Annotated in this window: 10 protein-coding genes and 1 pseudogene; 5 read left to right on the top strand and 6 right to left on the bottom strand. The window is 65.5% G+C overall.

The genetic code is table 11. The features are described 5' to 3' along the window. Positions 1-9 precede the first annotated feature (9 nt). Entirely contained in the window at positions 10-909 is a 900-nt protein-coding gene (locus AC1Q5S_RS11550) for a LysR family transcriptional regulator (protein WP_303834820.1), read from the bottom strand. 86 nt (positions 910-995) lie between these two features. Here AC1Q5S_RS11550 and AC1Q5S_RS11545 point away from each other — a divergent pair, with 86 nt between their 5' ends. Then, complete coding sequence (locus AC1Q5S_RS11545) at positions 996-2,075, top strand: sodium-dependent bicarbonate transport family permease (protein ID WP_422203747.1); 1,080 nt, start codon at positions 996-998, stop codon at positions 2,073-2,075. 46 nt (positions 2,076-2,121) lie between these two features. Here the strand turns inward: AC1Q5S_RS11545 and AC1Q5S_RS11540 are convergent, their stop codons facing one another. Then, complete coding sequence (locus AC1Q5S_RS11540; RefSeq protein ID WP_422203749.1) at positions 2,122-3,273, bottom strand: PA0069 family radical SAM protein; 1,152 nt, start codon at positions 3,271-3,273, stop codon at positions 2,122-2,124. A 129-nt stretch (positions 3,274-3,402) separates the two neighbouring features. Between AC1Q5S_RS11540 and rnk the strand changes: the two genes are divergently transcribed. Continuing rightward, positions 3,403-3,816, top strand: a complete 414-nt coding sequence (gene rnk, locus AC1Q5S_RS11535) for a nucleoside diphosphate kinase regulator (RefSeq protein WP_303834814.1) — start codon at positions 3,403-3,405, stop codon at positions 3,814-3,816. A gap of 13 nt (positions 3,817-3,829) precedes the next feature. On the opposite strand, the gene AC1Q5S_RS11530 is transcribed toward rnk, so the two are convergent. After that, positions 3,830-4,951 carry an acyltransferase family protein gene (locus tag AC1Q5S_RS11530; protein ID WP_303834812.1) on the bottom strand — a complete coding sequence of 374 codons (1,122 nt, stop codon included), beginning with the start codon at positions 4,949-4,951 and terminating at the stop codon, positions 3,830-3,832. Between the two features lie 207 nt (positions 4,952-5,158). Here AC1Q5S_RS11530 and AC1Q5S_RS11525 point away from each other — a divergent pair, with 207 nt between their 5' ends. Genes AC1Q5S_RS11525 through AC1Q5S_RS11515 form a run of 3 tightly spaced genes read left to right on the top strand, consistent with a single transcriptional unit; the run spans position 5,159 to position 8,127 of the window. Beyond that, a complete protein-coding gene (locus AC1Q5S_RS11525; RefSeq protein WP_303834810.1) occupies positions 5,159-5,740 on the top strand; it encodes a GbsR/MarR family transcriptional regulator in 582 nt (193 codons plus the stop codon). Between the two features lie 2 nt (positions 5,741-5,742). Then, on the top strand, positions 5,743-7,107 hold the full coding sequence (locus AC1Q5S_RS11520) for a cytochrome ubiquinol oxidase subunit I (protein WP_303834808.1): 1,365 nt from the start codon (positions 5,743-5,745) through the stop codon (positions 7,105-7,107). Positions 7,108-7,116: 9 nt separating this feature from the next. Continuing rightward, positions 7,117-8,127 (top strand): cytochrome d ubiquinol oxidase subunit II, encoded by a 1,011-nt coding sequence (locus tag AC1Q5S_RS11515; RefSeq protein ID WP_422203753.1) that lies wholly within the window; start codon positions 7,117-7,119, stop codon positions 8,125-8,127. A gap of 861 nt (positions 8,128-8,988) precedes the next feature. Here the strand turns inward: AC1Q5S_RS11515 and AC1Q5S_RS11510 are convergent. From AC1Q5S_RS11510 to AC1Q5S_RS11500, 3 genes and pseudogenes are all read right to left on the bottom strand, one after another. Then, positions 8,989-9,942 carry an NAD(P)H-dependent flavin oxidoreductase gene (locus AC1Q5S_RS11510; RefSeq protein WP_303838428.1) on the bottom strand — a complete coding sequence of 318 codons (954 nt, stop codon included), beginning with the start codon at positions 9,940-9,942 and terminating at the stop codon, positions 8,989-8,991. 126 nt (positions 9,943-10,068) lie between these two features. Next, the gene (locus AC1Q5S_RS11505) at positions 10,069-11,889 is read right to left on the bottom strand and encodes an acyl-CoA dehydrogenase (RefSeq protein WP_422202782.1); all 1,821 of its coding nucleotides are present in this window, start codon (positions 11,887-11,889) and stop codon (positions 10,069-10,071) included. A gap of 72 nt (positions 11,890-11,961) precedes the next feature. Next, a pseudogene (locus AC1Q5S_RS11500) lies at positions 11,962-12,071 on the bottom strand (electron transfer flavoprotein subunit alpha/FixB family protein); the annotation flags it as partial.

Raw genomic sequence — 12,071 nt, 5'->3', positions numbered from 1 at the left:
CGCGCGGTCTCACCGTGCCCCCTGCCACCCTATCGCCTCGCTCAGCAAGTGCCCCTGAAACACCTGGGCAATCGGTGACAGCTGCTTGCCCCGGGGCCAGACCAGGTGCCACTGCGACCGGATGGGAAAGCCCTGCACCGGGAGAACCGCCAGACCCGCGTGGTGCGCACCGAGCGCATGGCGGGAGAGGATGGAAACGCCCAGTTGCCCCTCGACGGATTCCTTGATGGCCTCGTTGCTGCCCAGCTCCAGCACAGCGGTCGGGGTAAAACCCCGCTGGCGCAGGTGCGCATCGGTGGCCATGCGGGTGCCCGAGCCTTTTTCGCGCAGGATGAAACGCTCTCCCTGCAGCTGCGCCAGCGTGACGCGCTTTCTGAGCGCCAGCGGGTGGGTGGCGGCGGCAATGACCACCAGCGGGTTGGGCATCAGGATCTGGTCCTCCAGCGGCAGGTCCGCCGGCGGCATGGACATGACGTAGAGATCGTCCAGGTTGCTGCGCAGGCGCGTGATGACGTGGTCGCGGTTGAGGATTTCAAGCGAAATGTCGATCTGCGGGTGCAGCTTGCAGAAACTGCCCAGCAGGCGGGGGATGAAGTATTTGGCGGTGCTCACCACGGCGACCTTCAGGCGCCCGCTGGTCAGCCCCTTGGCGCCCGCCACGCGCTGCTCGAACGCATCCCACTCGCCGGCAATGGCCCGCGCCGTGCGGGCCAGGACCTGCCCGGCCTCGGTAAGGTGAACCCGGCGCGAGACCACTTCGTACAGCGGCATGCCCACGGCCTGCGTCACCTCGCGCAGCTGCATCGATGCCGTGGGCTGCGTGACGTGCATGCGCCTGGCGGCGGCGCTGACACTGCCGGTTTCGGCCAGCGCCAGAAAAAGCCGCAACTGACGAAACGTGATATTCATTGATTTTTATCTATGGATGACTGCATTCGAATCGATTTTACTTTGCACTCCGGACTGCATAGCATTCCGACCAAAGGAGTTGAACGATGCAAAGCTTGCTGGACCCTGCGGTCCTATTTTTTGCCCTGGGGGTGTTTGCGGGCCTGGTCCGCTCCAACCTGGAGATGCCTGCGGCCATCTCGAAATTCTTGTCGATCTACCTGCTGATGGCGCTGGGCCTGAAGGGCGGTTTTGCGCTGGCGGCATCGGGCTTTACGTCCAGCGTGGCCAGCAGCCTGGGGCTGGCGGTGCTGCTGGCCGTGGTGGTTCCGCTGGCGGGCTATGTGGTGCTGCGGCGCGTGCTGTCGGGCTTCAACGCAGCGGCCGTGGCGGCCACCTATGGATCGGTGAGCGCGGTGACGTTTGTGACGGCCACGCAGTACCTGGAGTCGCAATCGGTGCCCTACGGCGGCTACATGGCAGCCGCCATGGCACTGATGGAGTCACCCGCCATCATCCTGGCAGTGATGCTGGCCAATGCACTGCGGCAGCGTCAGGCGGCGCCGGCAACTGCCGCAGTCCCCATCAGCCGCGTGCAGCCCGTGGTGGCGATGGCATCGATGGGTGGGGCAACCCTGGGCGCGGGGGCCATGGGCAACGGTGGCACAGCAACGGCCCCACCGGGACCGCGCCTGGCGATAGGCAAGATCCTGCACGAATCGTTTACCGATGGCACGCAATTGCTGCTGCTGGGTGCCATGGTGATTGGCCTGGTGACGGGCGATGCGGGCAAGGCAGCCATGCAGCCCTTCTCGGGCGACCTGTTCAAGGGCATGCTGTGCCTGTTCTTGCTGGACATGGGGCTCTCTACCGCGCGCAACCTGCCCGCCGTGCGCCGGCAATCGCCCTGGCTGCTGGCCTATGCGGTGTTGGGGCCGCTGCTGCATGCCAGCCTGGCAGTTGCGCTGGCCTGGCTGCTGCAGGTGCCCATGGGCGACGCCGTGCTGCTGGCGGTACTGGCGGCCAGCGCGTCGTACATCGCCGTGCCCGCGGTGGTGCGCTTTGCCATCCCCGAGGCAGAACCCTCGCTGTATGTAAGCCTGTCGCTGGGAGTGACGTTTCCGCTCAACATCGTGCTGGGCATCCCGCTGTACACGCAGGTGGTGCAGCGGCTGTGGCAAGGATAGTTCGCACCAGCCTTCACCCTCCCGGCGCCACAGCCGTGCAGCCGGCTCAGAACAGGCTGCCCTGCCCCCGCGCCAGCCCCGGGCGGAACTGGCCCAGGTCCAGTTCCACGCGCTCGCGGCTCAGCCCCAGCCTGCGACAGGCGCCGGTAAAGCGCTGGCGCAGCAGGTCAGCCCACAGGCCGCTGCCCTTCATGCGGGTGGTGTAGTCGCTGTCGTAGGTTTTGCCTGCGCCGCGCTGGGCGTTGCCGAGGTTGTGCAGATCTTGCACGCGGGCCATCACGCGGGCGGCGCGCTGCGGGTAATGCAACGCCAGCCATTCGCGAAACAGCGCATCCAGCTCCCAGGGCAGGCGCAGCACGGTGTAGAAGGCGCTGCGCGCACCCGCATCGCACGCGGCCTCCAGCACCTGCTCCATGTCTTCGGTGATGAAGGGAATCTGCGGCGCCACGCTCACCCCCACAGGCACGCCGGCCTCGGCCAGGGCGCGGATGGTGCGCAGGCGCCGGTGCGGCGCGGCCGCGCGCGGCTCCATGCGCCGGGCCAGCTGCGCATCCAGCGTGGTGATGGTCACATACACCGCCGCCAGGCGCTGCGCCGCCAGCGGCACCAGCAGGTCGAGGTCGCGCTCGACCCCACTGCTCTTGGTGAGGAGCGAAAACGGATGCCGCGCATCGCGCAGCACCTCGATCACACCGCGCGTGAGCCGCAGTTCGCGCTCCACCGGCTGGTAGCAATCGGTGGCCGAGCCGATATTCAGCAGGCGCGGCACATGGCCAGGGCGCGAAAGCTCGGAGCGCAACACCGCGGCAATGTTGTGTTTGGCAATGATCTGCGTCTCGAAATCGAGCCCTGGCGACAGGTTCAGATAACTGTGCGTGGGCCGGGCATAGCAATAGACACAGCCATGCTCGCAGCCCCGGTAAGGGTTGACCGAGTGGTCAAAAAAGATGTCGGGGGAATCGTTGGCGCACAGCGCGCTGCGTGCGGTTTGCAGGTGCACGCGGGTGGGTGGCGGCGCGGCCTGCTCCGCATCCTCCGGCGGCAAATCCCAGCCATCATCCACTGCCGCCCGGGTATCGTGCATGAACCGGTGGGGCATGAACGTGGCGGCACCCCGACCGCGAATGGCGTGGATGGAAATGCGCGCTTCTGGCGGCAAGCCGCCGGGCAGATCATCGGGGTGGATTTCACTTTGCATGGCTGTATGAATATACAGCCTTCAGGTTTTTCCGTGCAAGAAACCGCACCCGCTTTGACCACGCGATGCAGTGCGAGATTCGCGATCCACTACAGTCCCGGCCTTTACAACTAGCTTTCGAGGTACGGCATGGCGCGCAAACCCCAGATCATCCTGTCATCCCTGGACCTGGACCGCATTGAGGCATTGCTGGCGGCGATTCCGGCCAGCGTCTTCCCGGGCAAGGCCGATCTGCAGGCAGAGCTGGACCGCGCCGATGTGCTGGCGCCCGAGGAAATCCCGCCGAATGTGGTGACCATGAACTCCACGGTGCAGTTCACGATGCAGGAAACCGGCAAGGAGTTCTGCCTGACGCTGGTGTACCCACGCGACATGGACGGCAGCGCCGACCGCATCTCGATCTTCGCCCCCGTGGGCAGTGCCTTGCTGGGCCTGTCGGTGGGTGATGAACTGGCCTGGCCCGGCCCTGGCGGCAAGGCCATGACCGTGCGGGTGAAAAGCATCGTGTACCAGCCCGAGAGCGCGGGCGAACTGCACCGCTGACCGGCGCGCGCAATCAGGCCCAATGGTTGGTGGTCACGGCCACCAGCATCCCGGTGCCCACCAGCCCGGCCTGCCAGCGCAGCGCCGTGCTCCAGGACGGCACATGGCGCTCCACACGCTCATACAGCTGCCACCCCGCCATCAGCGACAAGGCAAAGGCCGCCAGCATGCCCAGCGCATTCCAGGCGGGCGTTTCCGGCCACAGGTGGCCGACCACCGCATTGACCAGCAGGCACACCGGAAAGTGCACCAGAAACACCGAATACGACCGCTGCCCGAGCCGCACCACCGGTGCGAGCCCCGGCCACTGCCGCCAGCGGGTTGACCGCAGCGCCCATGCCAGCGCCAGCGCCGTCACCAACGCCACGGCAATGCGCTCCCGGAAATCCAGCGCCAGGGCGGCGGCACCCAGCATGGCAATGGCCGCCATCCACCCACCGGCGCGCGGTGCGTGCACTGCCCAGCAGGCCATCATGCCCATGCCATAGGCGCCCAGGAAATACAGGGCCCACATATCGATTTGCGGCTGGCGGTTGAACAGCAGCAACGAGGCCGCCGTGCCGGCCACCACCAGCGCACGCCCCGCCCAGACGGTATGGCGCGCCCGCTCTCCGGTGCAAACCACCCGCACCAGCGCGAACAGCAGCGCGGAACACACGAAAAGCTGAAAGTCGATGGCAACGTACCATACGCCCGCGGACAGCGCCTCTTCGCCCACGATGTCCTGCAGCAGCAGCGCATTGGCCACCAGCTGGGCCAGATCGGGCGCACCGGGCACCGAGGGGTGATCCGTCCAGCGGCGCACCAGCGCCGCCACCACCACGGCCAGCACCAGCGCCACGGCATAGGGCACCACCAGCCGCACGAAGCGCCGTGCGATCTGCTGGCTGGCGCTGTCAAACCGCGCCAGCCCCCGGTGCGCCAGGCTGCTGGCTGCCAGATAACCGCCCAGCACCAGAAACACCTGCACGGCCATGCGCCCGTACTCGTACAGCCAGGCGATCAAATCCGGCGCCAGCGGCTGCGCGATGTCCGACATGGGGCCATAAAAAGCGAGGTGATGCCACACGATAACGGCGCAGGCAAGGCCCTTGGCCATGTCGATCAGCGGCGTGCGGGAGTGAGCAGATGTCATGCAGAAAAACGAAGCAGCGGCAGGGCGCCGGCCACGGCGCGCGGGGCCAAAAGCTTTCTATTGTCCACCTTCTAGCAAACGCGTGCCGGAGCCCGCACCGGAGCACACCCAGCGGGTGTCGAGCACTTCGTTTTTTGCACCCCTCGAATTTATCGAATTTTCAGTAATTACTGAAATTTCGATAAATCACAGGCACAATGCGTGTCCATGACCTATGTCAACCATTTACCTCCTTTGAATCGCCAGTTCGTGGCCCATTTCGGCGAAATGGGCAGCCGCTGGGGCATCAACCGCACCGTGGGCCAGATGTATGCGCTCATCTTCCTGTCGCCCCGCCCGCTGAATGCGGACGAGATTGCCGAAGCCCTGGAGTTTTCGCGCTCCAACGTGAGCATGGGCCTCAAGGAGCTGCAGTCCTGGCGCCTGGTCAAGCTCAGCCACCAACCCGGTGACCGGCGCGAGTACTTCGAGGCACCCAAGGATGTGTGGGAGATCTTTCGCGTGCTGGCCGAAGAACGCCGCCGCCGCGAGATCGAGCCCACGTTGTCGATGCTGCGCATGGCGCTGCTCGAAGCGCCCACATCGGACGAAGAGCGCCATGCCCAGGAGCGCATGCGCGACATGCACGAGCTGATCGACCGACTCATGACCTGGTTTGACGACGTGCAGCGCCTCGCCCCCGAAACGGCGATGCAGCTCATGGGCATGGGCACGGCCGTCACCCGCGTGCTTGAGTTCAAGGACCGGCTGACCGGCAAGGCCGCCAGCACAAAGGACAAGGGAGTTTGACGATGGACACCTTCATGCTGTCGCGGCTGCAATTTGCCGCCAACATCAGTTTCCACATCCTGTTTCCCACCATCACCATCGCGCTGTGCTGGTTCCTGGTGTTCTTTCGCCTGCGCCACAGCGCCACGCGCGGCACCCCTGCCGCTGCGGGCTGGGAGCAGGCCTACTACTTCTGGACCAAGGTGTTCGCACTGACCTTCGCCATGGGCGTGGTCTCGGGCATCACCATGAGCTTTCAGTTCGGCACCAACTGGCCGGGCTTCATGGAACACGCGGGCAACATCGCCGGGCCGCTGCTGGGCTACGAGGTGCTGACCGCGTTCTTTCTGGAGGCCACCTTCCTGGGCATCATGCTGTTCGGCCGCGGCCGGGTGTCCGACCGCGTGCACCTGGTGGCCACGCTGATGGTGGCGTTGGGCACCACGCTGTCGGCCTTCTGGATCCTGAGCCTGAACTCGTGGATGCAGACGCCCGCCGGCTACGAAATCATCGACGGTAAGTTCCATGCGGTCGACTGGCTGGCCATCGTGTTCAACCCTTCGTTCCCCTACCGCCTGGGCCACAAGCTGCTCGCCTCGGCCCTCACCGCGGGCTTCCTGATTGCCGGGGTGAGTGCATGGCAGCTCCTCAAGGGCACGGCCACCGAAGGCACGCGCAAGGCACTGCGCACCGCCATCCCGGCCGTGGCCCTCGTGATTCCGCTGCAGATCTTCATGGGCGACCTGCACGGCCTGAACACGCTGCAGCACCAGCCCGCCAAGATCGCCGCCATCGAAGGCATCTGGCACACCGAGAAGGGCGCTCCGCTCACGCTGTTCGGCTGGCCCAACGAGAAGGAAGGCCGCACCGACTACGCCCTGCAGATCCCCAAGGGGGCCAGCCTGATCCTGGCGCACGACGCCGATGCCGAACTCAAGGGTCTCAACGAATTTCCCGGCGCCCACCCGCCCGTGGCGCCCGTATTCTGGGGCTTTCGCGTAATGGTGGGGCTGGGCCTGCTGATGCTGGCCGTGGCCTGGGTGGCCGCCTGGGTGCTGTACCGGCGCCGCGCGCACGACCTTGCCACCCTGCCCCGCCCCTTGCTGTACACGCTGGTGGGCATGGCGTTCTCGGGCTGGGTGGCCACGCTGGCCGGCTGGTACGTGACCGAGATCGGCCGCCAGCCCTACCTGGTCTATGGCCTGTTCAGGACGGCAGACGCCGTGGCACCGCACGCACCCGCCATGGTGGCCGGCACGCTCGTGGCCTATCTCACGGTGTATGTGCTGCTGCTCGCGGCCTATGTCGGCGTGATCAAGTACATGGCCGAGCACTCGACCCTGCCCGTGCCTGCCGTGGCGCCCCCGGAACCCGCTCAAGCCAGTTAAGGAACCCCCATGGAAACGCTGACCTGGGCCACGGCCCTGCCCCTGATCTTCATGGCCGTGATGGGCCTGGCGCTGCTGGCCTACGTCATTCTGGACGGCTACGACCTGGGCGTGGGCATGTTGCTGCCCTTCGCCACCGATGCCGAAAAGGACGTGATGGTGTCCAGCATCGGCCCCTTCTGGGATGCCAACGAGACCTGGCTGGTGCTGGGCATTGGCGTGCTGCTGATCTGCTTTCCGATGGCGCACGGCATGGTGCTGTCGGCCCTGTACCTGCCCGTGGCGGTGATGCTGCTGGGCCTGGTGCTGCGTGGCGTGGCATTCGACTTTCGCGTCAAGGCCCGCGACGCCCACAAGGCCACCTGGAACCGCGTGTTTGCCGCCGGCTCGCTGGTCACCACGCTGTCCCAGGGCTGGATGCTGGGCGCCTACATCACGGGCTTTCAGCGTGACCTGTGGGGAATGCTGTTTGCCACCGGCATCGCGCTCACCCTGCCCGCCGCCTACGCCATGCTGGGCGTGGGCTGGCTCATCATGAAGACCGATGGTGAACTGCAGCGCAAGGCCGCCCGCTGGGGCCAGGGCGCCCTGTGGCCCATGGGCTTTGCGCTCATGGGGATCTCGCTGGCCACGCCGCTGATCAGCCGCACGGTGTTCGACAAATGGTTTGTGCTGCCCGAGCTGTTCGCCCTGCTGCCGATTCCGCTGGCGTGCGTGGCGGCGTTCTTCGCCATCCGCCATGTACTGGCCGCGCCGCGCGTGGTGGCGGCCGGCTATGGCTGGATCGTGTTCGCATCCACCGTGCTGATCTTCGTGCTGGCCTTCTTCGGACTGGCTTACAGCATCTACCCCTATATCGTGATCGAACGGCTGACGGTGTGGGAGGCGGCCAGCGCCACCGAATCGCTGGCGGTGATCGGGGTGGGGGTGGCGATCACGCTGCCGGTGATCATTGTGTACACCATCTTCATGTACCGGGTGTTCTGGGGGAAGGCGCGGGAGTTGACTTACGGGTTGTGAAGTTCTGGATTGAATTGGCCTCCAGCCCCTATCCCTACCACGCTAATAGCTATTGTTTTTTGCAGGTGATGGCTTGCTTGGGTTGAGGGTTGAGGCCGGGTCTCGCCCCGGCGGGCGAGGTACTTTTAAATCAACCCGCTGTACGGGTTGTCTTTGCCTCGCCAAAGGTGCGCTTTGCGCACGGTGCTCTCGCATGTTGCTTCGCAACCTACTCCAGCACCAAACGTACCCAAAAGAAAGGCGACCCTGCAGGCTGCGTCCCTGCGCTGCGCTGCGGGCAACCTGCGGTGCTCGCGTCCAGCGGGGTCTCGCTCGAACTCGCTGCGCTCAGACAATCGCGAGCCCTGATCCGCTGGCCGCTGCGCTCCTCGGCACATCCTGAAGGGAACCCGAGCAAACATCCCTTCGGGCCATCGCGGCGCTCGGCCCAGCCTGTTCAGCGCGTGGCGCTTGCGCCCGCGAGATGGGGCCGAGCACAGCGATGGCCCGTGGGTTGTTTGGATGTTTTTTCTCCCCCCCCCTCTGGCTGCGCCTGCGGCGGGGCGGTTGCGGGGTGGCATGCGCGTCGCAGCGCGCATGCTTCGTCAACTGGCTCGCCGTGGTTGTCCGAGCGGCGCGCGCAGCGCATAGCGAGTTCCACGGCGCACCCCGCAATCGCCCCGACGCAGGTTTGCCCCGAAGGGGTCACAGGCTGTGGGTCGCCTTTTCTTTGCTCACTTTCTTTTGGCGAAGCAAAAGAAAGTGAGGCGGCCGCCGGGCCGAGACCCGGCCTCCGCCCTCAACCAAGGCACAGTACAAACCACAAAAACAATAGCTGCCATCGCACTACAGACAAGCGCCACAGCCAAACAACAGCAAAAATTACAACTTCAACCGCGCCCGCACCGCTTCATACTCCCCCCGCAACCTGGCCACCAGCTGCGCCGTGCTGGTCACCGCATTGATCGCACCGATGCCCTGCCCACAGCCCCAGATATCCTTCCACGCCTTCTTGGCATCGCCGCCAAAGTTCATCTTGCTCGGGTCGGATTCGGGCAGTTTGTCCGGGTCCATGCCCGCCGCACGGATCGACGGCGCCAGGTAGTTGCCGTGCACGCCGGTGAACAGGTTGCTGTAGACAATGTCGTCCGAGCTGCCTTCCACGATGGCCTGTTTGTAAGCGTCCGAAGCGCGCGCCTCGTGCGTGGCAATGAAGGCCGAGCCGATGTAGCCAAAGTCTGCGCCCATGGCCTGAGCGGCCAGGATGGCGCCGCCTGAAGCAATCGAGCCCGACAGCGCCACAGGGCCATCGAACCACTGGCGGATCTCCTGGATCAGCGCAAACGGGCTCTTCACCCCCGCATGGCCGCCCGCACCGGCCGCCACGGCGATCAGGCCGTCAGCGCCCTTTTCAATCGCCTTGTGCGCGAACTTGTTGTTGATGATGTCATGCAGCACGATGCCGCCCCAGGCATGCACGGCCTGGTTCACGTCTTCGCGGGCGCCCAGGCTGGTGATGATGATCGGTACCTTGTACTTGGCGCAGACCTGCATGTCGTGCTCCAGCCGGTCGTTGCTCTTGTGCACGATCTGGTTGATGGCAAAGGGCGCCGCAGGCTTGTCGGGGTGGGCCTGGTTGTGGGCGGCCAGGGCTTCGGTGATCTCGGCCAGCCACTCGTCCAGCAGCTCGGCGGGGCGGGCGTTGAGCGCAGGCATGGCACCCACCACGCCGGCCTTGCACTGCTCGATCACCAGCTTGGGGTTGCTGATGATGAACAGCGGCGATGCGATCACGGGCAGTGACAGGTTCTGCAACACGGGGGGCAATTTCGACATGGCAACAACTTTCCGAAAAAATACGAATGAAAAATGCCTTTAGCGCTTATTCCAAAAGTGCTAGCAGCTATCATTTTTTAGCAAACAGTCCCTGCATCGCAGGGAGCTTTCACGGGGCCGGCAGTCTCAGAAGGCGTCCAGCGCCAGATCGGTCACGCTGGCGGCGCCTTCAACAATGCTGTCGCGCAGGCCCGGCGCCTTGACCAGGATGTGCTCGGCATAGAACTGCGCCGTGGTGATTTTTGCGCGCAGGAAGGCTTCATCCTGTCCCTTGGGCAACAGCTCCTCGGCCACCAGCAGGCTGCGCGCCAGCTGCCAGCCCGCCACGAGGTTGCCTGCCAGCAGGAGGTAAGGCACGCTGCCGGCAAAAACCGCATTGGGGCTGGCCTTGGCGCCCCCGGCGACGAAGTCCACCACATCCAGGAAGGCCTGGCGTGCCGCCGCGAGCCGGCGCGCCACGGTCTTGGCAGCGGGCGTGCCGCTGGCCAGCAGTTCGGCTTCGGTTTTTTCGATCTGCGCGGCAATCGCCCTGGCCGTCTGGCCGCCGTCGCGCGCGGTCTTGCGGCCCACCAGGTCGTTGGCCTGGATGGCGGTGGTGCCCTCGTAGATGGTCAGGATCTTGGCGTCCCGGTAGTACTGCGCCGCGCCCGTTTCCTCAATGAAGCCCATGCCGCCGTGCACCTGCACGCCCAGGCTGGCGACTTCCGGGCTCATCTCGGTGCTGTAGCCCTTGACCAGCGGCACCATGAATTCGTAGAAGGTGGCGTTCTGCTGGCGCACCTCGGCATCGGGGTGGTGGTGGGCGGCATCGTAGGCGGCCGCCGCCACGGTGGCCATGGCGCGGCAGCCTTCGGTGGTGGCGCGCATGGTCATGAGCATGCGGCGCACGTCGGGGTGGTGGATGATGGCTGCGCTGGCGTTGATGCTGCCGTCCACGGGGCGGCTCTGCACGCGGTCCTTGGCATACTGCACGGCCTTCTGGTAGGCGCGCTCGGCCACCGCGATGCCCTGGATGCCCACGCCGTAGCGCGCGGCGTTCATCATGATGAACATGTATTCCAGGCCACGGTTCTCCTGGCCCACCAGGTAGCCCACGGCGCCGGGTCCGGTGCCGTTCACATCTTGCGCCGCCGTGCCGTCGCCAAACTGCAGCACGGCCGTGGGGCTGGCCTTGATGCCCAGCTTGTGCTCGATGCTCACGCAATGCGCATCGTTGCGCGCGCCCAGGCTGCCATCCTGGTTGACGAGGAATTTGGGCACCACAAACAGGCTGATGCCCTTGACGCCCTCGGGCGCCCCCGCCACGCGGGCCAGCACGAGGTGGACGATGTTCTCGGCCATGTCGTGCTCGCCCCAGGTGATGAAGATCTTGGTGCCGAAAACCTTGTACGTGCCGTCGGGCTGCGGCTCGGCCCTGGTGCGCACGAGCGCCAGGTCGGAGCCGGCCTGCGGCTCGGTCAGGTTCATGGTGCCGGTCCACTGGCCGGAGATGAGCTTTTCGAGGTAGATGGCCTTGAGCTCGTCGCTGCCGGCGGTCAGCAGCGCCTCGATGGCGCCATCGGTCAGCAGCGGGCACAGCGCGAAGCTCATGTTGGCACTGTTGAGCATTTCCGTGCAGGCCGCGCCAATGGTCTTGGGCAGGCCCTGGCCGCCGAAGTCTTGCGGGTGCTGCAGGCCCTGCCAGCCGCCTTCGGTGAACTGGCGAAACGCGTCCTTGAAGCCGGGCGTGGCGGTGACCACGCCGTCCTTCCAGGACGAAGGGTTCTTGTCGCCCTCGAAGTTGAGCGGAGCCAGCACGCCCTCGGTGAACCTGGCGCACTCTTCCAGCACGGCAGCGGCGGTGTCCAGGCCGGCGTCCTCGAAGCCGGGGATCTGCGCGATCTGTTCAATATGGGCCAGGTGCTGCATGTTGAACAGCATGTCCTTGACGGGGGCGGTGTAGCTCATGGGGTTCTCCGAGAGGATGCAATGTCAAAAAAAAGGCATCGCAAGCGATGCCTTTGTGCGGGCGGACAGGCTTTAAAGCGCCTTGACCAGTTCCGGCACGGCCGCAAACAGGTCCGCCTCCAGCCCATAGTCGGCCACGCTGAAGATCGGCGCCTCCGGGTCCTTGTTGATCGCCACGATCA

Source organism: Acidovorax sp. GW835-FHT14B10 (assembly GCF_058793725.1).
The sequence above is the reverse complement of the archived record's forward strand: the minus strand, read 5'-3'. Positions and strand labels throughout refer to the sequence as shown.